Source organism: Aquibium pacificum (assembly GCF_040839445.1).
Classification (GTDB): domain Bacteria; phylum Pseudomonadota; class Alphaproteobacteria; order Rhizobiales; family Rhizobiaceae; genus Aquibium; species Aquibium pacificus.
Map to the genome: position 1 here is coordinate 96,537 of NZ_JBDPGJ010000001.1, position 24,314 is coordinate 120,850.

The following is a 24,314-nucleotide window of genomic DNA, read 5'->3' on the forward strand; positions in this document are numbered from 1 at the left end:
GGTTGATTTCCCGCAGGTAGTCTACCACAAACCCGGCGAAATTGGGACTGCGTGGCTGCTCACCCGCCGTCATTGTCCTTGAACCACTGCACCAGGAAATCCACGAACACCCGGACCTTCGCCGGCAGGTAGCGGCGGTGCGGGTAGACTGCGAAGATGCCGGCGCCGGTCAGCATCCTGTCCTCGAGCAGCGGCTGGAGCCGGCCTGCCTCGATCTCGGGCGCGGCGATGAAGTCGGGCAGGATGGCGTAGCCCAGCCCCGAAACTGCGGCGGCACGCGCGGTGAGGGGACTGTTCACCTCGATCGGGCCGGAGACCGCCACCGAGATCATCTCGCCATTGTCGCCCTTGAAGGGCCAGTTCGACAGCCAGCGGCCGTTGGTGTCGATGATGCAGGGGCGCGACGTCAGATCCTGCGGCCGCTTCGGCGCCCCGGTGCGTGCGATCAGCTCCGGTGATGCGCAGACCTGCACGGCGAACGGCGCCAGCCGCCGCGCGATCAGCGAAGAGTTCTCCAGCCGCGAAATACGGATCGCCAGGTCGAAGCCTTCCTCGACCAGATCGACGAATCGGTCGTCGAGATTGATGTCGAGCACGATGTCGGGATGCGCCAGCGCGAAATCGATCAGCGACTGTCCGATCGGCGCATCGGCGAAGGTGCGCGGCGCCGAGAGCCGGATGCGGCCGCGCACGTCGCCGGATGATTCGCGCACCGTGTCGGCCAGGCTGTCGATCTCGCGGATGATTTCGTTGGCGCGCTTGTAATATGTATGGCCCGCCTCGGTCAGCGAGAACTGCCGCGTCGTGCGGTTCAAGAGCAGCGCCCCGAGCTCGTCCTCGAGCTCGCGCACGTATTTCGACAGGAGCGCCTTCGATCGTCCGATCTTGCGCGCCGCGGCCGAAAAGCCTTCGGCTTCGACGACGTCGATGAAGGCGCGCATGCGGGTCAGCGTGTCCATGGGGATGCTCCAGCGTTCGAGGCCATGGAAATTCGGGTGCACGAACCGAGATGGCGCCGCCGGGAAATCCGGGGGTATCCAGTTCGCGCCCCAGGCGTGATATGAAGACACCGACGATCGGAGCGGACATGTCGAAGCCAACAATCTTCACCATCTCGGCCGTGTGGGACGACGAGGCGTCGGTCTGGAGCGGACATTGCGACGACATACCGGCCGCTGCCGATGCCGCGACGCTCGACGAGCTTCTGGCAAAGATGTCGGCGATGGCGCTCGACCTGTTGCCGGACAATCATCCCGAACTGGACCGTTCCGCGGTCTTCCTGCAGATCACGGCGCTGCGCGAGGCGGAGCGTTCCGCGGCCTGAATGGCGCCGCAGTTCGACAAGGCCCTCCGCAAGCTCCTGTCGGAGGGAGGTTGTGAGCTCGTTCGCCAGTGCAAGGGTAGCCATGAGATCTGGCGCAGCCCGATCACGGCGCAGAATTTCGCAGTGCCGGTCGGCATTCCGAGCCGGCACACCGCCAATGCCATCTTGCGGCAAGCCGGACTGCCGAAGTCCTTCTAATCGCACGAAGTCCCTCCGCGCTTTCATCCCTCTTTTCCCAGAATGGCGCGCCCCATCCCGATAAGCGCCATGTCGCTGCCGGCCGGACCGAGCAGCGAGATGCCGAACGGCGCCCCTTCGACCGTGCCGAGGGGCAGCGTGATCTGCGGAAAGCCGGAAAGCCCCGAGAGGCAGAGCAGCCGCAGCGCCCGCTCCCGGTAGGCCTGCAGATCCTCGAAGCCCGCGTCCTTCAGAGGCGCGGCTCCCGGCACCGTGGGCATCACCAGAATGCCGTCGTCGCCCAGCATCTGCGCGAACGCGTCGCGGAAGTCGTTTCGCCGGGCGGTCTCGGACGCGAAGGTCGCCTCGTCGATCGTCGATCCGAACTCGAACCGCTCCCTGACACCGGGACCGAGCTTGCGGTCGGCGGCCGAGATCCACGGCCCGTGCACGGCCCAAGCCTCGTACGACTGGATCTTGCGAAAGCACCAGTAGAGGTCGTCGATGGAATGCAAGAGGGGCCGAGCCGCCTCCGGCGAGCCGACGGCGGTCGAAATCTGTTCGACCATTCGAGTGTGCTCCGCCGCCTCGGCGGGGCTAAGAAGGAGGTCGTCGAGGACGGCGAGGCGGAAAGGGCGAGGCGCCATCTCCGCAGTCGGGCCCAGCAGAACCTCCGCCACCTTCTCATACGTCCCGATATCCCTCGCGAACCATCCGAACGTGTCGAGGCTCGGCGCGAGCGGCATGGCGCCCTCCAGCGAAATAGCGCCGTGGCTGGTGCGCAGTCCGACCAGCCCGCAGAAGCTCGCCGGCGCTCGGATCGAGCCGCCCGTGTCGGAGCCGAGCGCGATGTCGGCCAAGCCGCCGGCCACCGCCGCGGCCGATCCCGACGACGAACCGCCGGTCACCCGGTCGGGCGCGGCCGGGTTGACCGGGTGCGGATAGTGGGCGTTCTGGCCCATCAGGGAGAAGGTCAGCTCGTCGGTCTGCGTCCGGCCGACGAAGCGGGCGCCTGCATCGAGCAACGCTTGCACCGCGGGCGCGGTACGCGAAGCCGAAACGGCCTCGGCAAGCTTCTGCGGATTTCCGCCGCCGGTTCGCTGGGCGGCGACCTCGTATATGTCCTTGATCGCCAAGGTGAGCCCCGCGAGCGGTCCCTCGGGCGCGTGCGGAACCTCCGCGGGATCGTGGTCGAGAAAGGCGTTGTAGGGATCGCGCTGTCGCATGATGGTCCGCATGTGTGAACGATCACGCGACCATCGTTCAACACCGCGGCTTGCGCAAGTCGCGTCACACCTGTGGAGGCGGTGAAGTCATCCGTTGAGCCGACGTAGGCGGCGACGCCATGTCGCCCCCTACGCGACGCTCTCAGTCTCCCTCGGGTATCACCGCCGGAGCCACCTCTGTCTGGGCAGGGCGCGGTCCGTCTGCTTTGCCGGAGGGTTCCTGGCCGGTCAGCTTTTCGTCGGCTGACGCGGCGGCGTCTGTGGATTGTTCCGTTCCGGCTGGAGCGGCCGCATCCTGGTCCGTCGGTGCGGGCAGGGCGGACGGCACCGGCTCTTCGGCAGCCGCGCCCGGGCCGATCGCGCTGGTGGCGACCGGATCCTCGCCGACCGGCTCGCGCGTGATCGAGCCGTCGGCGGAGGCCACGCGCCATACCGTGTTGCCGGCGTCGTCGGCCACCAGCAATGCGCCGGTACCGTCGATGGTCACGCCCACCGGGCGGCCATGCGCCTCGTCGCCATCGATGAAGCCGGTCACCACGTCCTGCGCTTTACCGGAGGGCTTCCCGTTCTCGAACGGGATGTAGACCACCTTGTAGCCGTTGAAGGAATCGCGGTTCCAGCTGCCGTGCTCGCCGACGAAGGCACCGCTGCGATACTGTTCGGGCAGCGCCGACCGGTAGGTGAAGGTCATGCCGAGGGGTGCGACGTGGCTCGACAGCGCATAGTCCGGCGGTATCGCCTTCTCGACCATGTCGGGCCGTTCGGGCTTCACGCGCGGATCGACATGCTGCCCGTAATAGCTCCAGGGCCAGCCGTAGAACGCACCTTCCTTCACGGACGTCATGTAGTCGGGCACGAGGTTCGGGCCGAGTTCGTCGCGCTCGTTGATGACCGCCCAGAGTTCGCCGGTGTCGGGGTTGAAGGTGAGGCCGTTGGGATTGCGCAGACCCGAGGCGAAGACGCGCGAAGCGCCGGTTTCGCGATCGATCTGCCAGATCGCGGCGCGACCCTTCTCGGCCTCGATCCCGTTCTCGACGATGTTGGAGTTCGAGCCGACCGAGGCATAGAGATACTTGCCGTCCGGGCTCAGCACCAGGTCCTTGGTCCAGTGGTGGTTGATCGGGCCGCCGGGTAGCGGCGTCAGCACCTTGGGTTCGGCGGTGATGCTCGTGGCGCCCAGTTCATAAGGGTAGGCGAGCACCGCCTCGGTGGAGGCGACATAGAGCGTGCCGTCGTACCAGGCGACGCCGAACGGCGAGGCGAGGTCTGTCAGAAGATCGTGCGTCTCGTCGACCGTGCCGTCCCGGTCGGTGTCGCGCAGGAGGGTAATCTTGTTGCTCTCCTTCTGCTCGCCCCCGCCGCCATGGGCCATCGACATGATGAAGCCGCGAATCACGTCCTTGGGCCGGGACACGGGTTCGCCGGAGGGGCCGCGCGACTGGACCACCAGGACGTCGCCGTTCGGCAGCGTGTGCACGTTGCGCGGGTTGGCCAGCCCCGTGGCGTAGGCGGTGACCTTCAGTCCTTCGGGCACGGCGGGTGTCTGGCCGTCGGCCCAGCCGACCACCTCGGCCACTTTCATGTCAGCGATCAGGCCGGGGTTCGGGTCGGGCAGGACAGGATCCGGCCCGATCTGCTGCGTCACGTCGAACTCCTGGGCGTGACCCAGGCCGGCCGGCGCAAGTGCGATGCAGGCGCTTGCGAGAAGGGTGCGGGTGAAAAATGATCTGCTACGCATGATAGGACACTCCAGCGCCGTGGCGATAAGCCATCGACCGGCCGAACCAGTCGGTGACGATCATGACGATCACGGTGACGGCGGACAGGGTGAGGCCCCACGGGACGACGGCTGTCCAGCCGTCACCGGCGTGGACCAGGCTGTTGAGCAGGGCGAGTGCGAGGACGACGATGCTGCCGATCGCATGCGGCCAGGCGGGCCTGCTCGCGCGGATCGCGGGCCGCACGGCAAAGTCGATGATCCCGGCGAGCACCGCAAGAACGCCGAACACCAGTCCGGCAAAGAGCAGCCATGAGGAGAAGTTCTGCCACATAAGGTTGACCGTCCACCAATAGGCGATGTCGGTCAAAAGCGTGAGGGTGAAGCAGACGACGGGGAATTGTACGAGCATCGCATGGATCGGCTGTCCACCGACCGCGACCGCGCTTCTGGTTTGGAGGGGAGCCATGATCACACCTTCTTTCAACGTGTAAGGCGAGTCTGTCCACTACGGGTGAGAGAACGTTTGGTTCCCTGCCGCGCCCCCTCCTGCGGCAATCCGCCCGCCGATGTTTTTCCCTCCCCACCCTCAATTTTCCCATTGATTGTGACAGCAGTCGCGCATATATCCCGGCTGCCCAAAGTCGCACGTGCCTGTGGGCGTCCGCCGGTCCCTCGAATGGCGAGGAAATCGGTAAGGTAACCGGAGCTAACCCCTTCGGTCGGTTCGACGGCCAACCGCCGATCCGAGGACGCCTTGAAGCAACGACGGTGCGGGCCTTTCTGGTTCTCTTCCGGTTGTCCAAAGACCGGGGTTACTGAAGAGGCACACCATCATTGCCGACAGTGCGGACGGGGCTCCCTTCCAAAGCTGAGGCAGACAAAGCGAGCGCCGGCTGAAGTGCCGTCGTTCATCACCGCGGAAAGCGGGTTCCAGGTACCGGCGTCTCCACCGGCCGGGTCCTCGACTCTCGATTTTCGCTCTTTGTCCACCGCTCGTCCGTCCGGCTGCGCGCCGACGGGGCGGAGCCTGATTGCGCGCGCCTTGGAAGGCGCGATTGGAGAGACCCGATGGCCACCCAGCGTATCCTCGACTTCCTCGCCACCCGACGTCCCAACGGCCCCTGCCTCGTCGTTGATCTCGACGTCGTGCGCGACAATTTCCATGCCTTCGAGAAGGCGCTGCCCGACAGCCGCATCTTCTACGCGGTGAAGGCCAATCCGGCGCCGGAAATCCTTCGCCTGCTCGCGACCCTCGGCTCGTCCTTCGACACCGCGTCGGTCACCGAAGTCGAGATGGCGCTGGACGCCGGTGCATCGGCCGACCGCATTTCCTTCGGCAACACCATCAAGAAGGAGCGCGACGTCGCGCGCGCCTTCGACCTTGGCATCCGGCTCTTCGCGGTGGACTGCGTGGAAGAAGTCGAGAAGATCGCCCGCGCCGCGCCCGGCAGCCGCGTGTTCTGCCGGGTGCTCACCGACGGCGAGGGCGCCGAATGGCCGCTCAGCCGCAAGTTCGGCTGCGTGCCGGCCATGGCCGTGGACGTTCTGCGCCATGCCAAGGCGCTCGGCCTCGACCCCTACGGCGTCTCCTTCCACGTCGGCTCGCAGCAGTGCGACCTGACTGCCTGGGATCGCGCGCTGGGCGATGCCAAGCGCGTCTTCGCCACGCTCGCGGAAGAGGGCATCGTGCTCAAGATGGTCAACATGGGCGGCGGCTTCCCGACCCGCTACCTGCGCGACGTGCCGGTGGCCGAGGCCTATGGCCGCGCCATCTTCTCGGCGCTGCGCAAGCACTTCGGCAACCAGTTGCCCGAGACCATCATCGAGCCGGGCCGCGGCATGGTCGGCAATGCCGGCGTCATCAAGTCGGAGGTCGTGCTGATCTCCCGGAAGTCCGACGAGGACAAGGTGCGCTGGGTCTATCTCGACATCGGCAAGTTCGGCGGGCTCGCCGAGACCATGGACGAGGCGATTCGCTACCCGATCGTCACCCCGCACGATGGCGGCGAAGTGGCGCCGTGCGTGCTCGCCGGCCCGACCTGCGATTCGGCCGACGTCATGTACGAAAAGACCCCTTACCCGCTGCCTCTGTCGCTCACCATCGGCGACGAGGTGCTGATCGAGGGCACCGGCGCCTACACCACCACCTACGCCTCGGTCGCCTTCAACGGCTTCGAGCCGCTCCGATCCTACGTGATCTGACGGCTCGCGAGAGCCGCCAGATCACCCCGTCGCCGGTCATCAAGGCCGGCGCCGGGTTCGCTCGTGGATTTTTCTCCGCTTGTGAAGGATTGCGGACATGGACTTCGAAATTGCAATGGCCGGCGAGATGCATGTGACGGCGATTTCTCCCTCAAGGGGAGAGATCAACAAGTGCGTCGCCATCACCGCCGAAACCCCCGCCGACGTCGCCCCGCGCGAGGCGCTGCTCGACCGTGCCATGGGACCGATGCGCAAGCGCAAGTCGTCCGAAAAACTGCGGCGCGGCGGCAAGCCTTCGGAAGGCCTTGCCTTCTCAGCGAAGGATGCCGACGGACGGCTCGTCGGCACCGTGCGGCTGTGGGACGTGAGCGTTGGCGATTGCCGGGCGCCTGCGCTGCTGCTCGGCCCTCTGGCCGTGGATCCAGCGCTGAAGTCCGCCGGGCTCGGCTCGGCCCTGATGAACCATGCCGTGGCCGAGGCGCGCCGCCTCGGCCACGGCGCCATCCTGCTCGTCGGCGATGCGCCCTACTATGCCCGCTTCGGCTTTTCGGCCGAAAAGACCGACGCACTCGCCATGCCCGGACCTTACGAGAAGAGCCGGTTTCTGGCGCTGGAACTGATCGGGGGTTGGCTCGATGGCACGCGGGGCGTGCTCAGGGCGTCGGGAAGAAAGATCGTCAAATCAGGCGCAACGCGCCAGGCCATGGCCGCCTAGGCCGGGCCTTCAGGCCGCTCCCGACGCGTCGAGCCGCGGGGGTCTCCGCTCGGGAGCGGCCTTTTCCTTGTTCGATCATTGTCTTTCGAGCCGGTCGCGCACTTCCATGAGCGCGAAACCGAGCAGGTTTTCTCCGCGCCATAGCGTGGGGTTCGTTGCACGCTCGCCGTCCACCGCGAGCCCTGTTCCCCAGACCCTGTCGACGGGGCTCGCCTCCACGATGATGGCCTCGCCGGTGGAGAGCAGGAACTCGCCGAGCGGCGGGTTCTGCCGGAACTTCTCGAAATTCCCCTCCACCACGATGCCGCGTTTGGCCTCGTTCCAGCGGGTCTCGTCGAAGCCCCTGACCTGCCTGCCGAGTTCCTTCACCTCTCTTGGGCTCGATGCGGCGCGGATATTCTCTGCCGTTTCCTCGTCGCCGAACAGTCGGGCCTTCCCAGCCATCATCCAGTGTTCCGCGGTGGGATAGATCCGTCCCGCTGATGTAAAGGGCGACGGCCACCACTGGCTGAAGCAGGCTGCGGTGATGCTGCCGTCCCTCGACGGCTGATGACCCCAGAAGAACGCGAACGTCTTGTGGCGTTTCGCGCGGAACTCCGTCTCCAGCCAAGACCGATCGTAGATCATGAACTTTGATCCGTTCTCGCGGATCGGGTGTCAATCCCCACGCCCTCGCGGGGAGAGTTGGAGGCTGGCAAAGGATAGGGCGGCCACCGCCGCCCTCGATAACCGATAGCTGACGCCTCAGAGCGCCTGGCTCAGCGCCATCGCGGCCGACATGTCGCCGTCGACCTTCATCTTGCCCTGCATGAAGGCGGCGGTCGGGTTCAGGTCGCCGGCGGCGAGCGCCTCGAAATCGTCCTTGCTCATGGTGATCGTGCAGTCGGCGTCGCCGCCATCTGTCGACACGGCCTCTCCATCGATCGTCAGGGCACCGTCGGAGCCGAGGTCGATCTTCACCGAACGGTCGAAGCCCGAACCGGACAGGCGCTTGCCCATTTCAGCGGCAATCTCGTCGAGGGTCATGTCAGTCTCCTTGTCGTGCGGGCGAACGCGACGGACGCCCCGGTTGATCGGTCTCGCCGCATGCGGCGGCGTTCGGCGCTTCCCATACCAGTCGATTGACGTTTACGTCAACGTTGCCTAGCATTCCCGCCGGAGGAATGTCGGCCCCGCTCTAAAGCATCCTGGCCGGCTTTTGTTTCGAGCGCGCGACGGTGCAGCACCGATTTTCGTCTCGGGACAGCGGCAATGCCGGAGGAGGAGGACATATGAAGTTCACGCCCGAGCATCAGGATCTGCGCCGCACGGTGGCGAAATTCGTCGAGACCGAGCTCGATCCCTACGTCGACAAATGGGAGGCGGCGGAGGAGTTTCCCTCGCACGACATCCTGAAGAAGCTCGGCGACCTCGGCCTGCTCGGCATCAAGTACGACCCGGCCTATGGCGGGCTCGGCCTCGACTTCTCCTATTCCATGGTCATGGCGGAGGAACTCGGCCTGTGCGCCTGCGGCGGCGTGCCGATGGCGATCGGCGTCCACACCGACATGTGCACCCCGGCGCTCAACCGCTTCGGCTCCGACCATGTGAAGTCGAACTTCCTTGCCCCCTCCATTGCCGGCGACGTCGTCGGCTGCCTGGGCGTCAGCGAACCGGGCGCCGGCTCCGACGTCGCGGCGACGAAGACGATCGCGCGCAGGGACGGCGTCGACTACGTGATCTCCGGTACCAAGATGTGGATCACCAACGGCATGAAGGCCGACTGGTGCTGCCTGCTCGCCAACACCTCCGAGGGCCTGCCGCACAGGAACAAGTCGCTGATCTGCGTGCCGATGGACGCCAGGGGCATCACCCGCCAGAAGATCCGCAAGATCGGCATGCATTCCTCCGACACCGCGCAGCTCTTCTTCGACGAGGTGCGCGTGCCCGCGGCCAATCTGATCGGGCAGGAAGGCATGGGCTTCACCTACCAGATGCTGCAGTTCCAGGAGGAGCGGCTCTATCTCACGGCGAGTTCGATCAAGGGCTTCGACCGCCTGATCGACCTCACTATCGACTACACGTCCGAGCGCAACGCCTTCGGCAAGTCGATCCTCGACAACCAGGTCGTGCATTTCCGCCTGGCCGAACTGCGCACCGAAGTCGAGGCGCTCCGCGCGCTCGCCTGGAGCGCGGTGGAACAGTACGTCGCCGGCAGCGACGTGACGAAACTCGCCTCCATGGCCAAGCTCAAGACCGGGCGGCTGGCGCGCGAGATCACCGATACCTGCCTGCAATACTGGGGTGGCATGGGCTTCACCGCCGACAATCCCGTCAGCCGCGCCTACCGCGACACCCGGCTGCTCTCGATCGGCGCCGGCGCCGACGAAGTCATGCTCGGCATCATCTGCAAGCTGGAGGGCACCCTGCCGGGCACGGGAAACAGGGCACGGAACGCCGGTTGAGGCGTGGGGGATGGCGTGCATGGTGCGTGGTTCGACAAGCTCACCATGAGGGGCTCCGTGGACAGCTGCTGGTCCATCGGTAGCAAACTCAACCAGGGTGAAACTCGGCAGAACGTAAGAAATGGATGCTGCGGCACATGTCTTCAGTGTGCCGTTCCACAGACCCCCTCATGGTGAGCTTGTCGAACCACGCACCACCACCACCACCTGCCATTGCAACCAACGTGGAACCCGAAGGCTGCCGCTTCATTAAGCGGGGACGCACCCCGGGCGTCTCTCTTCCTGAAGGAACCACGATGGCAAAGACCACGACACAGTCGTCCAGCACGACTGCGACGATCCACGACCAGAAACTCGTGCGCGGAAAAGGCGGCGAACTGCACCAGATCGCCGAGGGCGATGCGCCCGTCCTGACCACCGCCCAGGGCGGGCCGGTGGCCGACGACCAGAACACGCTCAAGGCCGGCCCGCGTGGCCCGAGCCTGATGGAGGACTTCCACTTCCGCGAGAAGATCTTCCATTTCGACCACGAGCGCATCCCGGAGCGCGTGGTGCATGCGCGCGGCTACGGCGCGCACGGCTATTTCGAGACCTACGAATCGCTGGCGAAATACACCCGCGCCGACATCTTCCAGCGCGCCGGCGAGAAGACGCCGGCCTTCGTGCGCTTCTCCACCGTTGCCGGCTCCAAGGGCTCGTCCGATCTCGCCCGCGACGTGCGCGGCTTCGCGGTCAAGCTCTACACCAAGGAAGGCAACTGGGACATCGTCGGCAACAACATCCCGGTCTTCTTCATCCAGGACGCGATCAAGTTCCCCGACCTGATCCATTCCGTGAAGGCCGAGCCGGACCGCGGCTTTCCGCAGGCTCAGTCGGCGCACGACAATTTCTGGGACTTCATCTCGCTGACGCCGGAATCGATGAACATGGTCATGTGGGTCATGTCGGACCGGGCGATCCCCCGCTCCCTTCGCTTCATGGAAGGCTTCGGCGTCCACACCTTCCGCTTCCTGAACGAGAAGGACGAATCGACCTTCGTGAAATTCCACTGGAAGCCGAAGGCCGGGCTCCAGTCCGTCGTGTGGAACGAGGCGGTGAAGATCAACGGCGCCGACCCGGATTTCCACCGCCGCGACCTGTGGGACGCGATCCAGGCGGGCGATTTCCCCGAATGGGAACTCCGCGTCCAGCTCTTCGACCAGGCCTTCGCCGACGGTTTCGACTTCGACGTGCTCGACCCGACCAAGATCATCCCCGAGGAACTCCTCAAGCCGATCCCCGTCGGCCGGCTGGTGCTCGACCGCATGCCCGACAATTTCTTCGCCGAGACCGAGCAGGTCGCGTTCATGACGCAGAACGTGCCGCCGGGCGTCGACTTCTCGAACGATCCCCTGCTGCAGGGCCGCAACTTCTCCTACCTCGACACCCAGATCAAACGCCTGGGCTCGACCAACTTCACGCATATCCCGATCAACGCGCCGAAGTGCCCCATGCACCACTTCCAGCAGGACGGGCACATGGCCATGCGCAACCCCGTCGGCCGCGTGAACTACCAGCCGAACTCGTTCGGCGACGGCCCGCGCGAATCGCCGCGTCGCGGCTTCCGGTCCTTCGCCGAACCGCTCGAAGGCGAGAAGGTGCGGCTGCGGGCGGAGAGTTTTGCCGATCACTACAGCCAGGCGCGGCAGTTCTTCGACAGCCAGACCGCGCCCGAGCAGAAGCATATCGCGATGGCCCTGACGTTCGAACTCTCCAAGGTCGAGACCCCGACGATCCGCGAGCGCATGGTCTCGCATCTTCTCAACATCGACGAGGGACTGGCGGAGATGGTGGCCGACAAGCTCGGCATGAAGAAGCTGCCGAAGCCGGCCGATGCCGCCGTGACGCCGCGAACCGATCTCGATCCTTCCCCGGCCCTCAGCATCGTCCGGAACGGGCCGGAGAGCTTCGCCGGCCGCAAGGTCGGCGTGCTGGTCAGCCCCGGCGCCGACGCCGCGCTCCTGAAGAAGCTTCAGGCGGCGCTCGAGAAGGAAGGCGCGATGATGGAGATCGTGGCGCCCAAGGTCGGCGGCGTGGAAGCGGCCGACGGCAGCTGGATCGAGGCCAAGCACATGATCGACGGCGGGCCGTCGGTCCTGTTCGACGCCGTGGCGCTGATCCTTTCGGAGGAGGGGGCCGAGCACCTGACGGGCGAGGCCGCCGCGCGCGATTTCGTCGCCGACGCCTTTGCCCATTGCAAGTTCATCGGCATCACCGCCGCCGCTGCGCCGCTGCTGAGAAAGGCCGGCGTGGAGCCGGACGCCGACGAGGGTCTCATCGATCTCGGCGGCCAGAAGGCGGTGGAGGACTTCATCGCGGCCTGCCGCAAGCTGCGTCTCTGGAGCCGCGAGATGGCCGTCAAGCTGTAGCGGCACAGACCATGGAAAAGCGAAGGCGCCGGTGCAAAGCCGGCGCCTTCGTGTTGGTTCGGGGACCGGGCGGGTATGCCGGTCAGCGCATGAGGCCTGCCGTGCGCAGGGCATCCTCGATGATCTTCTTGACGCCGGTGGCCTCCGCCGCCGGCTGATAGGCGCCCGACTTCGGTGCCGCTGCCCTCGCTGCAACCGGTCCGGTCGCATCGCGATGCGGCCGGGCGGCGGGCGACACGGCATCCGTTTGCCTGCCCGTCACCACCGCTTCCGCTTCCGCGATCCCCCAGAACCCGGCGATCCGGCGCGTAGACGAAATGCCGACGTCGAGCATGTAGGGTCCCGGCGATCCCAGTCCGTCATGGCCGACCGGCGTGCCGTGGCCCATGCCGGCGATCATGTTGACCTCCAGCACCGCCTCGCCGGCAGCGTCGCGCCAGACCTGCCGCGTCAGCCTGCCCGCCGTTTCCGCGTGGCTCGGATCGGCGTCGAGCCCGTGCACGCCCTGCCACTGCGCCACGATGGCGTCCGCATTGGAGGGCGCCACGGTGTGGTCCGCCGTGCCGTGCCAGACCGAAATCCTCGGCCACGGCCCACTATGGTTCGAGGCGCCGCTCAGCGTCCGCTGAAGGTCTTCCACCGATCCGCCGCCATGGCCGCGCATGCGGTCGAACGCCTCCGGCACGGTCGAGGCGCTGCCGTGGGGCAGGCCGGCGATGATCGCGCCAGCGGAAAACACGTCCGGATAGGCCGCCAGCATGGTGGCCGACATCGCGCCGCCGGCCGAAAGCCCGGTGACGAAGACGCGCTTCCGGTCGAGCCCGTGGGCGACGACCATCGCCTCCACCATCTGCCGGATCGACTGCGCCTCGCCGGCGCCGCGCCGCGCATCGCCGGGCTGGAACCAGTTGAAGCACAGGTTGGGATTGTTGCCCCGCTGCTGCTCGGCATAGAGCACCGCGAAGCCCGCCTCCGCGGCGAGTTTCGACCAGCCGGAATGGCGGTCGTAGCCGGCGGCGTCCTGCGTGCACCCGTGCAGCACGACCACCAGCGGTGCCCCGTCCGGCATGTCCTCGGGTACGTGGTGGGATGCCCCGAGCGCGCCGGGGTTGGAGCCGAAGTTCGTCAGCGGCGTCAGATGGCTGGCCGCGCCGGCATGGCCCATGCCGGCGGTCTGCCGCGCCCGCATCGCCGAAAGGCGTGCGATCGTATCGGAGATGTTTCGCAATGGAGAGGTTCCCGCTCAAGCGTCCGGGATTGGACGGCAGTCCCTCCAACGTCCCGGCAGCACAATCGTTGCTGCACTGCACAATAGAGGGTCGGGATGAGGGGTGGAAGCGAAAATCCGGGGCGTCGTTGGGATCGGCTGCTAGGCGCGGCGCTTTCTGCGGCGGCGCCGAACCCTCACCCTCGTCATTCCGGAACGGCTGCCAAGCGCAGCGCCGGCTGCCGTATCCGGAACCCATTCCGTGATCTACCCGGACTGGCAGGCGCTTCACCCGGCGAGGTCACGGAATGGATCCCGGCTCTCCCTCCGCTGCGCTCCGGTCGGCCGGGATGACGCTGCGGATGGGGATGCAACATCCGCAAAAGGCGTTTCGGGACACCACCGGGCCTCGCTGTGCCGTCTTCGGGAGCCGGAGCTGGCGGAGCCGAGGCTCTGCGCGCCATTCTGCCCCCGAACCCATTGCTGCCGCTGGTCGCTGTCGGGTAGTCTACAGATCGACGCTCGCGGTCTCGGGCTGGAGGCACACATGAGCTTTGAACTCCATGCGCTGCTGGGGGCAGTTGTCCTCGGGCTGGTGCATCTCTCAGCAGCTTCTTTTTCATTCAAAGCTCAAGTAGGCAACAAGTACACAGTCGGTCCCCGGGACGAAGGGCTTCAACCAACCGGAATTTCGGCCCGATTGTATCGAGCCAACGCAAATTTTCTTGAGACTTTTCCGTATTTTGCCGTCTGCGTCCTCGTGGTCCAGACGACTGGTTCCGAGGGCACTCTGAGTCAGATCGGAAGCGCACTTTATCTAGCGGGCCGCATCATGTTTCTACCGCTGTACGCAGCCGGACTTCCTTGGGTCAGGACGTTGAGTTGGAACGCCGCCACGTTGGGATTGGTGCTCGTCGGCGTGCAGTACGTCGTATCGGAATCGAGTTGATCCTGCATGACGGCTGCCCACTCCGCCCAGTCGTTGCCAACCCATGCGCTTACCGCCTGCCGGGCACACTCCGTGGACAGATACTCCCCCCGCAACGAAGCCCGAATCGCCAACACCCGGATTTCCCCTGCCTTTCCCACCCGGCCACCCCCCGCGTTCTCTTTCTCATCCACGTCCCGCCTTCCCGCCCCACAATACCCCGGTCAAGGAGGGCCGGAGATGCACCGCAGCGCACTGGAGGATCAGACGCAGAGGCGCATCGTCGCGTTGCTCGTCTCGTTCGCCGTGCTGGCCGAGCGCGCCGCCGGGCGGTCCTTTCCCGTCCGCTGGTTCGTGCTCGTCCTGCTGCGCCATGCCCAGACCGTGGCGCTGGCCTATGTCGCCGAGGTCATGCAGGCGACGTTCATCGAAGTCGAGGAACGGCCGGTGGCCGGCTTCACGCCCGCCGATGCCATGCTGCTTTGCCTGCGCTTCCGCGCGCTCGCGGCGGTGCTCGGCGCCCTGCTGGGGCCGGAAGCAAGGCCGGACGAGGACGGCGCCCGCATCGTCGGCGCGGACCGTCGCGCCGCGACATGCGTTTGCCTGCTCCTCTTCGTGCCCGGCAAGGCCGCGCTCCGGCCCCCCTGACACGCCCTAACCCGGCGATCCGCCGCCACGCTCGCATCGCAATCCCAATTCGCCGGACGGCTCCGCCGCGCCGGGCGGCCGTGCTGGTTCTGGCCGCGCGGCGCCGCTCCGTGATGCCTTGATCTCGGTCCCCCATTGTTATACCAGATAACATTATCTTCGGGGAGGAAGCGATGCCGGTTGTGACCGCGCCTGGAATGCGGCCCGTGCGCATGGGCGAGAATTCCGTCGAGACGACCAGGGGGGCGGACGGCGTCCTCTACGTGAAGTCGCGCTTTCCGCTCGGCGGCCATGCCCGCTCCATGACCGACAGTCTTCGCCGGTGGGCGAAGGAAGCGCCGGACCGCGTCTTTCTCGCCGACCGCGGCCCGGACGGCGCCTGGCGCAAGGTCACCTATGCGCAGGCGCTGGAAAAGGCCCGCTCGATCGCGCAATTCATTCTCGACCGCGGCCTCTCGGCCGAGCGCCCGATCGTGGTGCTCTCCGGCAATTCGGTGGAGCACGGGCTGATCGCGCTCGGCGCCATGATGGCGGGCGTGCCCTTCGCGCCGGTTTCCCCGGCCTATTCGCTGGTCTCCAAGGACGACGAGAAGCTGAAGCATATCTTCTCGCTGCTCACGCCGGGGCTGGTCTTCGCCGCCGATGGAAAACCCTTCGAGCCGGCGCTGAAATCGGTCATGACGCCCGATATCGGGCTCGTCGTGGCGCGCAACCCCGCAGCGGGGTTCGCCTCCGAGACCTTCGACGACATGCTGGCGACCGTTCCGACGGAAGCCGTGGAGAAGGCGGACGCCGCGGTCGATCCCGATGCGCCGGCAAAGTTCCTCTTCACGTCGGGCTCGACGGGAATGCCCAAGGCGGTCATCAACACGCAGCGCATGATGACCTGCAACCAGGTGATGATCTCGACCGCCATGGAGTTCCTGAAGGAGGAGCCGCCGGTTCTGGTCGACTGGCTGCCGTGGAACCACACGGCCGGCGGCAACCACAATTTCGGCATCGCGCTCACCAATGGCGGCACGCTGTGGATCGACGACGGCGCGCCGACGCCGGCCGGCATCGACAAGACGGTCCGCAACCTTACAGAGATCGCGCCGACGCTCTATTTCAACGTGCCCAAGGGCTACGAGATGCTCTGCGAGCATCTGTCGAGGAACGAGGCGCTGCGGAAACGCTTCTTCAGCCGCGTGCAGATCCTGCAATATGCCGGCGCCAGCCTGTCCAAGCATGTGTGGGACACGCTGGAACGGCTCGCCACCGAGACGGTCGGCGAGAAGATCATGATCATCACAGGCTACGGCTCCACCGAGACGGCGCCCTTCGCCTTCACCACCACCTGGCCGGTCGGCCAGCCGGGTGAGGTCGGCCTGCCGTCGCCCGACATCGAGGTCAAGCTGGTCGAAAACATTGGCAAGCTGGAACTGCGCCTCAAGGGGCCGAACATCACGCCGGGCTACTGGCGCCAGCCGGACAAGACGGCCGAGTGCTTCGACGAGGAAGGGTTCTACAAGATCGGCGACGCGCTGAAGTTCGTCGATCCGGACGACGTCTCGAAAGGCTTCATCTTCGACGGCCGCGTCACCGAGGATTTCAAGCTGTCGACCGGCACCTGGGTCAACATGGCGGGCGTGAGAACCGGCCTAATCGCGGCCTTCGCGCCCTATGTCCGCGACGCGGTGCTGACCGGGCTCGACCGCAACCACATCGGCGCGCTGCTCTTCCTCGATCTCGACGCCGCCCGCCGCATCGCGCCGGAACTCGCGGTCGCCGACGAGGAGCATTTCGCCGTCCATCCGGCCGTGCGGCTGATCTTCCAGGAACGGCTGGACGAACTGGCGAAGAAATCCACCGGCAGCTCCAATCTGGTGGCGCGCGCCATCATCTGCGACCGGCCGCCGGCGATCGACGCGCACGAGATCACCGACAAGGGCTCGATCAACCAGCGCGCCGTCATGGCCGCCCGGCCCGGGCTCGTGGAGGACCTCTACACGGACCCGCCGCCGCCGCACGTGCTCGTCGCGAAAAAGGGCTGAGCCATGCTCGTGTCGCGCCGCGAGGTCGAGATCGAATGGGGCGACTGCGATCCCGCGGGCATCGTCTTCTATCCGCGCTACTTCGCCATGTTCGACGCCTCCACCGCGCTTCTTTTCGAACGGGCGACGGGCATGAAGAAGATCGCCTGGACGAAGAAGTTCGGCATCGTCGGCATCCCGATGGTCGACACGCGCGCGAAGTTCATCGTCCCGTCGCGCTACGGCGACGTGATCGTCACCGAAACGAGGGCGACGAGGGTCGGCCGCGCCAGCTTCGACGTCGAGCACAAGGTGTTCAAGGGCGATACGCTGGCGATCGAGGCCCAGGAGACCCGGGTGTGGGCGGGCAGGGACCCCAACGATCCCGACGGCATCAAGGGCATGCCCATCCCGGAGGATGTGGTCCGCGCGCTCACCGCCGATTGAGCCCCAGCGGGAGGCCTATTCGCCGGGCGCGAGCAGCCGGTCCAGCAGGTCGATCAGCCTGTCGCGCTCGGCTACGCCGCCCAGCCGTTCGATCAGTCGGTTCTCGTGCTCTGCCCAGATGGCGGTCATCTTTTTCACGAACTTCTCGCCCTCGGGCGTCAGGTGCACGGAGTGCGACCGCCGGTCCGTCTCGGCCTTGCGCCGCTCCGCCAGCCCGCGCCGTTCGAGACTGTCCATCAGCGCCACGAAGTTCGCCCGCTTGATGCCGAGCGACTCGGCGATCTCCGACTGCTTCAGCCCCGGTCTGTCGGCGATGATAGCCAGCACCGAAAACTCGGCCGGCCGCAGCTTCACCTTGGAAAAGGATTCCAGAAAATCCTGGAACACGAACAGTTGCGCCCGCCGCAGCTTGTAGCCGATGATGGTCGCCATCGGCGGCACCTCGACGCGGCTGTCCTTGGCGGACGACTTGCGCGAGACCGCCCGGGCTTTCATCGGACCTCGTAGACCTTGACGACGACCGCCGCCGCCTGCCGCGCCCCGGTGCCGACGCAGATCATCCGGTTCAGCCAGGCATATCGGCTGTCGCCGGTCTCGAACCTCGGATGGGTACGCATGTAGTAGAGCGCGGGATCGACGGGTTCGCCGCGGCCGAGCGCGGCGATCACCTCCGGCGGCCCGTTGCGATAGCCGAAGTTGCGGATGTCGATCAGCGCGCCGTCGTGCGTCTCCATCGAGTAGCGCGTGTCGAGTTCGGCGTTGCCGTCGGCAAGGATGGTCTGCCAGTCGGCGCCGAGGTTGAGGATGCGTCCGTTCAGCCGCTCGCCCGTCACCGTTCCGCCCACGATCGGGATGATGCGCCGCCGGCCTCTGGGCGAATCGCCCAGTTCCATCGGGATGGCCAGTTCCACCGTGAGGTCGCAGAGGTGGACGAGGTCGGGCTTGGCGATCATGCGGATTTTTTCATTTCATGGTCATCGGCAGGAACAGCACGATTGCCGGGAAGACGATCAGCAGGATCAGGCGGACGATGTCGGTCATCACGAAGGGTAGGACCCCGCGGAAGATGGTGACGAGGCTCACCTCGCGGGCGATCGTGTTGATGACGAAGACGTTCATGCCCACCGGCGGCGTGATCAGCCCCAGTTCCACCGTCATGACGATGATGACCCCAAACCAGATCGGATCGAAGCCGAGATGCGTCACCACGGGGAAGACGATCGGCACCAAGAGGATGATCATCGCCATCGCATCCAGGATGCAGCCCATGATCAGGAAGAAGGCGAGGATGAGCGCCAGCGTACCGTAGGCGCCGAAGTCGAGCGCCACCAGGAAGGCGGTGATCTTCTGCGGCGTCTGGGTGATCGCCAGGAAGTAGCCGAACAGCACCGCGCCGATGAGGATCGTGTAGATCGCCACCGACGTCCGCAGCGCCTCGATCAGGCTGTCCATGATGCTGGTGAGGTTGAGGCGTCCTCGCGCGACGCCGATCACGGCGGTCAGGAAGGAGCCGACCGCGGCGGCTTCCGTCGCGGTGGCAATGCCGAGATACATTGAGCCGATGATGGCGATGAAGAGGATGAGCACCGCCCAGACGTCGCGTAGCGAAGCGACCGCTTCGCGCAGCACGAACGTCTCGCCGCGGGGCAGCGAGCGGCCGTAGGCGATGCGCACCGTCGCCATGTACATGAGCACGGCCAGCCCGCCCGGCAGGATGCCGGCGATGAAGAGTTTCCCGACGTCCTGCTCGGTAATGTAGGCATAGACCGCCAGCACGACGGACGGCGGAATGAGGATGCCAAGCGTTCCGCCGGCGGCGATCACGCCGCTCGAGACGTCGTTTGGATAGCCGACGCGGCGCATCTCCGGCAGCGCGATCTTGGTCATCGTGGCGGCGGTGGCCACCGACGAGCCGCAGATGGCGGCGAAGCCGCCGCAAGCCGCGATCGTCGACAGCGCCATGCCGCCCTTCAGGAATCCCAGCCAGGCGTGACCGGCGCGGAAGAGCTCGCGCGACATTCCCGAATTCGTCGCGAAGACGCCCATCAGCACGAAGAACGGGATCAGGCTCAGGTTGAAGTCGGTGATGACGCGGATTGGCGACTGCGCCAAGAGGTTCAGCGCCGGCTTCATCCCGGTGATCGCGGCGAAGCCGCCGACACCGATCAGGCCCATGGCCACGCCGATCGGTACGCGCAGCGCCATCATGGCGAAGAGCGCGACGAAGCCTGCGACGGCGATGAAATCAGCGTTGGCCATCGAGTTCCCCGCCGTGCTCGCCGGCGTCGGCGGAATCGAAATGGTCGAGCGATCCCCGGCCCGCGGCTATGATGACGATGCGTGCGAGCACCGTGACGATCGACACGGCCGCCCCGGCGCAGATCAGCGCCAGGAATGGCCAGGCGGGAAGCCTGAGGTCGAATGTCGCCTCGCCGCTGCGGTAGGCGCTGGCGACGCGGTCGTACATCTTCCAGCTGAGCAGGATCGTGAAGAGGAGCAAGACACTCCAGGCCAGCATGTCAACGAAACGGCGCAGCCGCGTCGGCATCATCTCCACGAAGAGGTCGACCTTGATGTGCGAGCCGCGGTAGCCGACGCTGGCGAACCCCCACATGATCGCCACGCCCAGCATCAGCCGGGAAATGTCGAAGGCTTCCGGAATGGGAGAGGCAAAGCCGTACCGTCCGACCGCGGACGCCACCACGAGCAGCGTTATGCCGGCGAGGAACAGACCGGCGATCCTGTCGATGGCCAGCGAAAACCGGCCGATAGCCCGGATGAGCGCGTTCATCTGTTCCACCCGCCAAAGGAAGGGGAGCCGGCGGAGCCGGCTCCCGAGTGTCGATCAGTAGCGTGAATCGTTGTTCTTGAGCGCCGCTTCGAAATCCGCGTAGATCTTGTCCGGATCGCCGCCGACCTTCTTCACGTCCTCTTTCCACGACTCGATGAGCGGCTGGGCCGCGTCGCGCCACATCTGCACTTCCTCGTCCGTCGGCTTGTAGAGCGTGTGATCGGGCGAATCGATCATCTTCTGCCGGCCGGAATACTCGTTGTCGGCCCAGCCGGTGGAGAATTTCTTCGACCATTCCGCGGTGCAGTGGTCGTCGATGACCTTCTTGTCCTCGGGCGCCAGGTTCTCGTAGGTGTCCTTGTTGAAGAGGAGCATCTGCGAGGACAGGTAGAACGGCATGTCGAGGTGGTACTTCACCTCGCTGTCGATGCCGAAGATGTAGATCGAGTTCCACGGGAAGGTCATGGCATCCGCGGTGCCCTTGGCGATCGCCTCGCGGGCTTCCGGCGCAGGCACCTGCACGCTGGCGCCGCCAAGCAGGTTCACGAAACGCGCCATCGTAGCGTGGGCGGGACGGATGTTCTTGCCCTTGACGTCCGCTGGAACCTTGATCGGCGTCTTGGAATGCATCGTGCCGGGATCATGCGGATTGATCAGGCAGAAATGCACGTCCTTCATCTCGGTCTCGGCGATCGGCGCGTACCACTCGTGCAGGGCCTTGGCGCCGTCCTTGGCGTTCGTCGCCTGGAAGGGGATCTCGGCGAGGCTGTAGATCGGGAAGCGGCCCGCCTGGTAGCCGGGGTTGGTGTAGCTGATGTCGACGATCCCGTCGCGCGCCATGTCGTAGTGGTCGGGCGCCGCGCCCAGCTGCTGGGCCGGGAAGATGGTGATGTTGATGCGGCCGTTGGATGCTTGCTTGATGGATTCGGCCCAGGGCTCGATGCCGAGCGCCTGGATCGGGTGGGTGGCAGGCACCCAGTGCGAAAGCCGCAGCTCCACTTCCGCTGCGTTGGCGGCGAAGGCCGATACGGAAACGGACAGTGCTGCAGCAATGGCTGCGATGGTCTTCGTGGTCATGAACTTCCTCCCTTGGAGCCGTCACTGTGGCACGGGACAACGGCTCTTGACCATCCCCCGGCGCGCACTTGAACGACCCGAGAATGTTATGATATGAAACAATTTAATCAAGAGAATTTTTTCGCGGACCGGCAGGGCCGCGATGGGGAGTGCCGCCTGATGAGTTCCGCAAGCAAATCCGTAGCGACGGGGGATACGGATGGGCCGCTGCGGGTCCAGACGCACGAAGCCGTGGCGGTGGTTTCCTTCAATCGTCCCGAGAAGCGCAATGCCATCAACGACGCGCTGCTGGACGATTTGCGCAGCTTTTTCTCCAAGCCGCCGAAGGGCGTAAAGGCCGTCGTCCTCCAGGGGCTCGGCGGGCATTTCTCGGCCGGCCTCGATCTGTCCGAGCAGTCGCAGCGCGAACCGCAGGAAGTGCTCTATCACTCGCGCGGCTGGCACTCCGTCATGGAGCAGATCCAGTTCGGCGGCCTGCCGGTCGTCTCGGTGCTCACCGGAGCGGTCATGGGCGGGGGACTCGAGATCGCCGCGGCCACCCATGTTCGGGTCGCCGAGCCCTCGGCGGTTTTCCAGCTGCCGGAAGGCAAGCGCGGTATTTTCGTTGGCGGGGGCGCCACGGTCAGGGTCGGTCGCATCGTGGGCGCCGACCGCATGACCGAGATGATGCTGACAGGCCGGCGGTACGGGGCTGAAGAGAGCCTCAACCTCGGCCTGTCGCATTATCTGGTCGGAGAAGGCGAGGGACTGGCCAAGGCGCTGGAACTCGCCGGCGACATCGCCGGCAACGCGCCCCTGGTCAATTATCTCATCATCCAGGCCATCTCGCGCATCGACGACATGTCGCGCGCCGATGGGCTGTTCACGGAGAGCCTCTCCGCCGCGCTGTCGCAATCCGGCACCGATGCGCAGGAGGGGCTGAAGGCCTTCCTGGAAAAGCGCAAGCCGAGCTTCAGGTAGACCAGGTCTGCCAACTCTCGGCAAGCGCGGCGCGCATGTTGCTCAGTGCGCCTTGAAGACCGGGCGGTTGTCGCCGCCATTGGCATCGCGGCGGCGCAAGGCGTTGTCGCGGATCTGTTCCTTGGTCAGATAGTCGATCTGCTCGATGAGAACCTCGTGGACGAGATCGGCGCCGACGCGCTCGTTGATGCTGTCGCGCAATTCGGTCCGCATCGCAGCGACATCCAGTCCCGCCGGGTTGGAGAAGTCGATGTGCGGATTGGAAAAGAGGTACGTATAGAGCTGGTCGACCAGCAGGGTGTCGGCCGGAAGGCTCAGCTTCTTCAGCTTCTCCGGTTCGATCGCATAGACGAAGCGCGACAGGAAATAGCCCGTCACCTCCCCCCCTTTCACGACCGGCACCGAGAGCATGTCTGTCTTCATGTATTCCAGTTCGCCGAGGAAGGGGGATTCGGCCACGGAATCGTGCTTCTCGCCGCTCGCCGAATAGGCGAAGAAGATCGTCCCGATGGTCACTCCCAGGATCCAGAGGGCCGCGGCGATGAACTTGATCATACGGAATGGCTCCGGCGGAAGTTCGTCGAGCTGTAGGTGCCATCCCCTTCTGATCGCTCGATCGCCTCCTGCAGCAGCCCCGCCACTTCCGTCACGGCGGCGAGATGCGCCGCGAGAGCCGCTTCGTTCTCCACGAGCTTCTGGCGCAGCCGGACGATGCCGGCGCGATTGGCCTGAAGGGTCTCGCTCCGCACGTCCTTCACGGCCCTGTTCAGTTCGTAGAGGTAGCGGCTCTTGCGCGCATTCGAGGCCTTGATGTCGAAATTGACGTCGGTTCGGATCGAGGTCGTCTCGAGATCGATCGCCTCCTCGATGCGGGAGACGATGGCGGCGAGGTTGGTTCCCTGCGCGGGCGGGGCGGGGCGCGCCGGCCTGCGCGGAGGCGTCACCGGCTGGGGATAATACATGTCCTGCTCGCTCATTGGGTTCCCCCGGGAATGCTACTCGCCGGCGGTTACGCCGGTCGCGGTCGATGCGGTATCGGCGACGCCGCGCACGATCGCGCGCTGGATTTCCTCGACCATCGCCGCGGACAGGAGGGACTGCCTGTCGGCATTCTCCGCCTCGTCCGGATTGCCGTTCACGCCCTGGACCGCGACGCGCTGCTCGCCGGCCATGTAGAAGTCGCCGAGCACCTGTTTCGCGATCCCGATGCCGCCTGCCTCGGCCATCTGGGTTCCGATCTGCTGGGCGAGGAAGCTCTTCCACATCTCGCCGGCTATCCCCGTGCCGTAGACGCTCTCGGCCTGGGACGGCAGCATCTTCTCGATGAAATTCTGCAGCACCATGGCCTCGAACTTCACGTAGGAATCGGCCTCCGGCGTGCGGGTCGCGACCCGCCCGACCTGTTCGGCGCGAGCCGTGCTCGAGGCGGCCTGCGAGAACGCCTCGGCGTTCTTCGCCCCGCCGATCGACATCAGCCTGGCGCGCGCAGCCTCCAGCGCGGCCGGGTCCGCCGCCCGGGCGACGTCGAGCACGATGTCGCTTGGTGGAGAAATAGCCAAGGGCCGTCCTCGCCTTCTGCTTCGCTGCTTTCTGTTCTCGCAAAACAAGCTTGCCGCAGGCTTGCCCGCTCCGGCGTCAGGTTTTGCGCGGGGTAATCAGCCGCTCCACCGCCTCCAGCCCGTTGAGTTCTTCGGCCTTCCGCTCGTCGCCGCGCCGGGAATCGTGAAAATCCTGCTCGATCCGGTCCTTGCGGACGTTCTCCCTGGCGATCTTCCCTGCCTCCTCGGCGGCGGCCTTCACGAAGGCGTCGCGCTTTTCCATCGCGCGGGTGATGCCGCGCTCGTAGAGATCCGGAAAGAGCCCCGACAGCGAGCCGACACCTTCCTTCCGCGCGGCGATCTCGGCGGCCTCCGCATCCGCGGCGTTGGCCTGGCCCAGCAGTCCCGCGCGGCGCAGCTCGTGCATGGCGGTGAGCTTGTTCTGGACCCGCAGGAGGCGCTTGAGGCGATCGGTTCGTTGCGTCATGGG

General features: G+C 65.9%; 27 protein-coding genes. 11 read left to right on the plus strand and 16 right to left on the minus strand.

Features of this window, described 5'->3' with window-relative positions; genetic code table 11:
- Nucleotides 1–59: 59 nt before the first annotated feature.
- Nucleotides 60–959 carry a LysR family transcriptional regulator gene (locus ABGN05_RS00535; protein ID WP_367952044.1) on the minus strand — a complete coding sequence of 300 codons (900 nt, stop codon included), beginning with the start codon at nt 957–959 and terminating at the stop codon, nt 60–62.
- 128 nt (nt 960–1,087) lie between these two features.
- Between ABGN05_RS00535 and ABGN05_RS00540 the strand changes: the two genes are divergently transcribed.
- Together ABGN05_RS00540 and ABGN05_RS00545 are read left to right on the plus strand one after the other, a co-directional pair.
- A complete protein-coding gene (locus ABGN05_RS00540; RefSeq protein ID WP_367952045.1) occupies nt 1,088–1,324 on the plus strand; it encodes a DUF1902 domain-containing protein in 237 nt (78 codons plus the stop codon).
- Nucleotides 1,325–1,522: a type II toxin-antitoxin system HicA family toxin gene (locus ABGN05_RS00545; RefSeq protein ID WP_367952046.1), complete on the plus strand. Its 198-nt coding sequence runs from the start codon at nt 1,325–1,327 to the stop codon at nt 1,520–1,522. It begins immediately after the preceding gene.
- A 23-nt stretch (nt 1,523–1,545) separates the two neighbouring features.
- Here ABGN05_RS00545 and ABGN05_RS00550 read toward each other — a convergent pair whose 3' ends face one another.
- From ABGN05_RS00550 to ABGN05_RS00560, 3 genes are all read right to left on the minus strand, one after another.
- The gene (locus ABGN05_RS00550) at nt 1,546–2,739 is read right to left on the minus strand and encodes an amidase (protein ID WP_373695872.1); all 1,194 of its coding nucleotides are present in this window, start codon (nt 2,737–2,739) and stop codon (nt 1,546–1,548) included.
- 130 nt (nt 2,740–2,869) lie between these two features.
- Nucleotides 2,870–4,465, minus strand: a complete 1,596-nt coding sequence (locus tag ABGN05_RS00555) for a PQQ-dependent sugar dehydrogenase (RefSeq protein ID WP_367952047.1) — start codon at nt 4,463–4,465, stop codon at nt 2,870–2,872.
- A complete protein-coding gene (locus ABGN05_RS00560) occupies nt 4,458–4,913 on the minus strand; it encodes a DUF2231 domain-containing protein (protein ID WP_367952048.1) in 456 nt (151 codons plus the stop codon). Before ABGN05_RS00560 ends, ABGN05_RS00555 begins: the two co-directional genes overlap by 8 nt.
- A gap of 602 nt (nt 4,914–5,515) precedes the next feature.
- Between ABGN05_RS00560 and odc2 the strand changes: the two genes are divergently transcribed.
- Nucleotides 5,516–6,649 (plus strand): ornithine/lysine decarboxylase, encoded by a 1,134-nt coding sequence (gene odc2 / locus ABGN05_RS00565; protein ID WP_367952049.1) that lies wholly within the window; start codon nt 5,516–5,518, stop codon nt 6,647–6,649.
- A 127-nt stretch (nt 6,650–6,776) separates the two neighbouring features.
- Nucleotides 6,777–7,364 carry a GNAT family N-acetyltransferase gene (locus tag ABGN05_RS00570; protein ID WP_367953109.1) on the plus strand — a complete coding sequence of 196 codons (588 nt, stop codon included), beginning with the start codon at nt 6,777–6,779 and terminating at the stop codon, nt 7,362–7,364.
- Between the two features lie 75 nt (nt 7,365–7,439).
- Here the strand turns inward: ABGN05_RS00570 and ybiA are convergent, their stop codons facing one another.
- Complete coding sequence (gene ybiA, locus ABGN05_RS00575; RefSeq protein WP_367952050.1) at nt 7,440–7,991, minus strand: riboflavin biosynthesis intermediates N-glycosidase; 552 nt, start codon at nt 7,989–7,991, stop codon at nt 7,440–7,442.
- A gap of 117 nt (nt 7,992–8,108) precedes the next feature.
- The gene (locus ABGN05_RS00580) at nt 8,109–8,390 is read right to left on the minus strand and encodes an SCP2 sterol-binding domain-containing protein (protein WP_367952051.1); all 282 of its coding nucleotides are present in this window, start codon (nt 8,388–8,390) and stop codon (nt 8,109–8,111) included.
- A 245-nt stretch (nt 8,391–8,635) separates the two neighbouring features.
- Here ABGN05_RS00580 and ABGN05_RS00585 point away from each other — a divergent pair, with 245 nt between their 5' ends.
- Nucleotides 8,636–9,808: an acyl-CoA dehydrogenase family protein gene (locus ABGN05_RS00585; RefSeq protein WP_367952052.1), complete on the plus strand. Its 1,173-nt coding sequence runs from the start codon at nt 8,636–8,638 to the stop codon at nt 9,806–9,808.
- Nucleotides 9,809–10,104: 296 nt separating this feature from the next.
- A complete protein-coding gene (gene katE, locus ABGN05_RS00590) occupies nt 10,105–12,216 on the plus strand; it encodes a catalase (protein ID WP_367952053.1) in 2,112 nt (703 codons plus the stop codon).
- Nucleotides 12,217–12,298: 82 nt separating this feature from the next.
- On the opposite strand, the gene ABGN05_RS00595 is transcribed toward katE, so the two are convergent.
- A complete protein-coding gene (locus ABGN05_RS00595; RefSeq protein ID WP_367952054.1) occupies nt 12,299–13,444 on the minus strand; it encodes an extracellular catalytic domain type 1 short-chain-length polyhydroxyalkanoate depolymerase in 1,146 nt (381 codons plus the stop codon).
- Between the two features lie 526 nt (nt 13,445–13,970).
- On the opposite strand from ABGN05_RS00595, the gene ABGN05_RS00600 reads away from it, so the two are divergent.
- From ABGN05_RS00600 to ABGN05_RS00615, 4 genes are all read left to right on the plus strand, one after another.
- Nucleotides 13,971–14,372, plus strand: a complete 402-nt coding sequence (locus tag ABGN05_RS00600; RefSeq protein ID WP_367952055.1) for an MAPEG family protein — start codon at nt 13,971–13,973, stop codon at nt 14,370–14,372.
- A 219-nt stretch (nt 14,373–14,591) separates the two neighbouring features.
- Nucleotides 14,592–14,999 (plus strand): hypothetical protein, encoded by a 408-nt coding sequence (locus ABGN05_RS00605; RefSeq protein ID WP_367952056.1) that lies wholly within the window; start codon nt 14,592–14,594, stop codon nt 14,997–14,999.
- A 173-nt stretch (nt 15,000–15,172) separates the two neighbouring features.
- Nucleotides 15,173–17,032: a feruloyl-CoA synthase gene (locus ABGN05_RS00610; protein WP_367952057.1), complete on the plus strand. Its 1,860-nt coding sequence runs from the start codon at nt 15,173–15,175 to the stop codon at nt 17,030–17,032.
- Between the two features lie 3 nt (nt 17,033–17,035).
- Nucleotides 17,036–17,458 carry an acyl-CoA thioesterase gene (locus tag ABGN05_RS00615; protein ID WP_367952058.1) on the plus strand — a complete coding sequence of 141 codons (423 nt, stop codon included), beginning with the start codon at nt 17,036–17,038 and terminating at the stop codon, nt 17,456–17,458.
- A gap of 15 nt (nt 17,459–17,473) precedes the next feature.
- Here the strand turns inward: ABGN05_RS00615 and ABGN05_RS00620 are convergent, their stop codons facing one another.
- From ABGN05_RS00620 to ABGN05_RS00640, 5 genes are read right to left on the minus strand one after another with little or no spacing between them, the layout of a single operon-like run.
- Nucleotides 17,474–17,953 (minus strand): MarR family winged helix-turn-helix transcriptional regulator, encoded by a 480-nt coding sequence (locus ABGN05_RS00620; RefSeq protein WP_235633281.1) that lies wholly within the window; start codon nt 17,951–17,953, stop codon nt 17,474–17,476.
- The gene (locus ABGN05_RS00625; protein WP_367952059.1) at nt 17,950–18,411 is read right to left on the minus strand and encodes a DUF3237 domain-containing protein; all 462 of its coding nucleotides are present in this window, start codon (nt 18,409–18,411) and stop codon (nt 17,950–17,952) included. The genes ABGN05_RS00620 and ABGN05_RS00625 overlap by 4 nt, the downstream gene beginning before the upstream one ends.
- 10 nt (nt 18,412–18,421) lie before the next feature.
- Complete coding sequence (locus ABGN05_RS00630; RefSeq protein ID WP_367952060.1) at nt 18,422–19,717, minus strand: TRAP transporter large permease; 1,296 nt, start codon at nt 19,715–19,717, stop codon at nt 18,422–18,424.
- Nucleotides 19,704–20,249, minus strand: coding sequence for a TRAP transporter small permease subunit (locus ABGN05_RS00635; protein ID WP_367952061.1), 546 nt, complete (start codon nt 20,247–20,249; stop codon nt 19,704–19,706). The genes ABGN05_RS00630 and ABGN05_RS00635 overlap by 14 nt, the downstream gene beginning before the upstream one ends.
- Before the next feature lie 54 nt (nt 20,250–20,303).
- Nucleotides 20,304–21,326 (minus strand): TRAP transporter substrate-binding protein, encoded by a 1,023-nt coding sequence (locus ABGN05_RS00640; RefSeq protein WP_367952062.1) that lies wholly within the window; start codon nt 21,324–21,326, stop codon nt 20,304–20,306.
- Between the two features lie 159 nt (nt 21,327–21,485).
- Between ABGN05_RS00640 and ABGN05_RS00645 the strand changes: the two genes are divergently transcribed.
- Nucleotides 21,486–22,286: a crotonase/enoyl-CoA hydratase family protein gene (locus ABGN05_RS00645; protein ID WP_367952063.1), complete on the plus strand. Its 801-nt coding sequence runs from the start codon at nt 21,486–21,488 to the stop codon at nt 22,284–22,286.
- A 42-nt stretch (nt 22,287–22,328) separates the two neighbouring features.
- On the opposite strand, the gene ABGN05_RS00650 is transcribed toward ABGN05_RS00645, so the two are convergent.
- The 4 genes from ABGN05_RS00650 to ABGN05_RS00665 form a co-directional block, all read right to left on the minus strand.
- Nucleotides 22,329–22,841, minus strand: a complete 513-nt coding sequence (locus tag ABGN05_RS00650) for a hypothetical protein (RefSeq protein ID WP_367952064.1) — start codon at nt 22,839–22,841, stop codon at nt 22,329–22,331.
- Entirely contained in the window at nt 22,838–23,263 is a 426-nt protein-coding gene (locus tag ABGN05_RS00655) for a hypothetical protein (protein WP_367952065.1), read from the minus strand. Before ABGN05_RS00655 ends, ABGN05_RS00650 begins: the two co-directional genes overlap by 4 nt.
- Nucleotides 23,264–23,281: 18 nt before the next feature.
- Nucleotides 23,282–23,845 (minus strand): rod-binding protein, encoded by a 564-nt coding sequence (locus ABGN05_RS00660; protein WP_367952066.1) that lies wholly within the window; start codon nt 23,843–23,845, stop codon nt 23,282–23,284.
- A 76-nt stretch (nt 23,846–23,921) separates the two neighbouring features.
- On the minus strand, nt 23,922–24,311 hold the full coding sequence (locus ABGN05_RS00665) for a hypothetical protein (RefSeq protein WP_367952067.1): 390 nt from the start codon (nt 24,309–24,311) through the stop codon (nt 23,922–23,924).
- Nucleotides 24,312–24,314: the final 3 nt, after the last annotated feature.

Coding starts and splice junctions, on each gene's coding strand:
- ABGN05_RS00625 (WP_367952059.1), bottom strand. CDS start 18,411: ATGATCGCCAAGCCCGACCTCGTCCACCTCTGCGACCTCACGGTGGAA.
- katE (WP_367952053.1), top strand. CDS start 10,105: ATGGCAAAGACCACGACACAGTCGTCCAGCACGACTGCGACGATCCAC.
- ABGN05_RS00615 (WP_367952058.1), top strand. CDS start 17,036: ATGCTCGTGTCGCGCCGCGAGGTCGAGATCGAATGGGGCGACTGCGAT.
- ABGN05_RS00545 (WP_367952046.1), top strand. CDS start 1,325: ATGGCGCCGCAGTTCGACAAGGCCCTCCGCAAGCTCCTGTCGGAGGGA.
- odc2 (WP_367952049.1), top strand. CDS start 5,516: ATGGCCACCCAGCGTATCCTCGACTTCCTCGCCACCCGACGTCCCAAC.
- ABGN05_RS00535 (WP_367952044.1), bottom strand. CDS start 959: ATGGACACGCTGACCCGCATGCGCGCCTTCATCGACGTCGTCGAAGCC.
- ABGN05_RS00560 (WP_367952048.1), bottom strand. CDS start 4,913: ATGGCTCCCCTCCAAACCAGAAGCGCGGTCGCGGTCGGTGGACAGCCG.
- ABGN05_RS00580 (WP_367952051.1), bottom strand. CDS start 8,390: ATGACCCTCGACGAGATTGCCGCTGAAATGGGCAAGCGCCTGTCCGGT.
- ABGN05_RS00555 (WP_367952047.1), bottom strand. CDS start 4,465: ATGCGTAGCAGATCATTTTTCACCCGCACCCTTCTCGCAAGCGCCTGC.
- ABGN05_RS00655 (WP_367952065.1), bottom strand. CDS start 23,263: ATGAGCGAGCAGGACATGTATTATCCCCAGCCGGTGACGCCTCCGCGC.
- ABGN05_RS00585 (WP_367952052.1), top strand. CDS start 8,636: ATGAAGTTCACGCCCGAGCATCAGGATCTGCGCCGCACGGTGGCGAAA.
- ABGN05_RS00600 (WP_367952055.1), top strand. CDS start 13,971: ATGAGCTTTGAACTCCATGCGCTGCTGGGGGCAGTTGTCCTCGGGCTG.
- ABGN05_RS00640 (WP_367952062.1), bottom strand. CDS start 21,326: ATGACCACGAAGACCATCGCAGCCATTGCTGCAGCACTGTCCGTTTCC.
- ABGN05_RS00645 (WP_367952063.1), top strand. CDS start 21,486: ATGAGTTCCGCAAGCAAATCCGTAGCGACGGGGGATACGGATGGGCCG.
- ABGN05_RS00550 (WP_373695872.1), bottom strand. CDS start 2,739: ATGCGGACCATCATGCGACAGCGCGATCCCTACAACGCCTTTCTCGAC.
- ABGN05_RS00630 (WP_367952060.1), bottom strand. CDS start 19,717: ATGGCCAACGCTGATTTCATCGCCGTCGCAGGCTTCGTCGCGCTCTTC.
- ABGN05_RS00650 (WP_367952064.1), bottom strand. CDS start 22,841: ATGATCAAGTTCATCGCCGCGGCCCTCTGGATCCTGGGAGTGACCATC.
- ABGN05_RS00620 (WP_235633281.1), bottom strand. CDS start 17,953: ATGAAAGCCCGGGCGGTCTCGCGCAAGTCGTCCGCCAAGGACAGCCGC.
- ABGN05_RS00610 (WP_367952057.1), top strand. CDS start 15,173: ATGCCGGTTGTGACCGCGCCTGGAATGCGGCCCGTGCGCATGGGCGAG.
- ABGN05_RS00540 (WP_367952045.1), top strand. CDS start 1,088: ATGTCGAAGCCAACAATCTTCACCATCTCGGCCGTGTGGGACGACGAG.
- ABGN05_RS00665 (WP_367952067.1), bottom strand. CDS start 24,311: ATGACGCAACGAACCGATCGCCTCAAGCGCCTCCTGCGGGTCCAGAAC.
- ybiA (WP_367952050.1), bottom strand. CDS start 7,991: ATGATCTACGATCGGTCTTGGCTGGAGACGGAGTTCCGCGCGAAACGC.
- ABGN05_RS00570 (WP_367953109.1), top strand. CDS start 6,777: ATGCATGTGACGGCGATTTCTCCCTCAAGGGGAGAGATCAACAAGTGC.
- ABGN05_RS00605 (WP_367952056.1), top strand. CDS start 14,592: ATGCACCGCAGCGCACTGGAGGATCAGACGCAGAGGCGCATCGTCGCG.
- ABGN05_RS00635 (WP_367952061.1), bottom strand. CDS start 20,249: ATGAACGCGCTCATCCGGGCTATCGGCCGGTTTTCGCTGGCCATCGAC.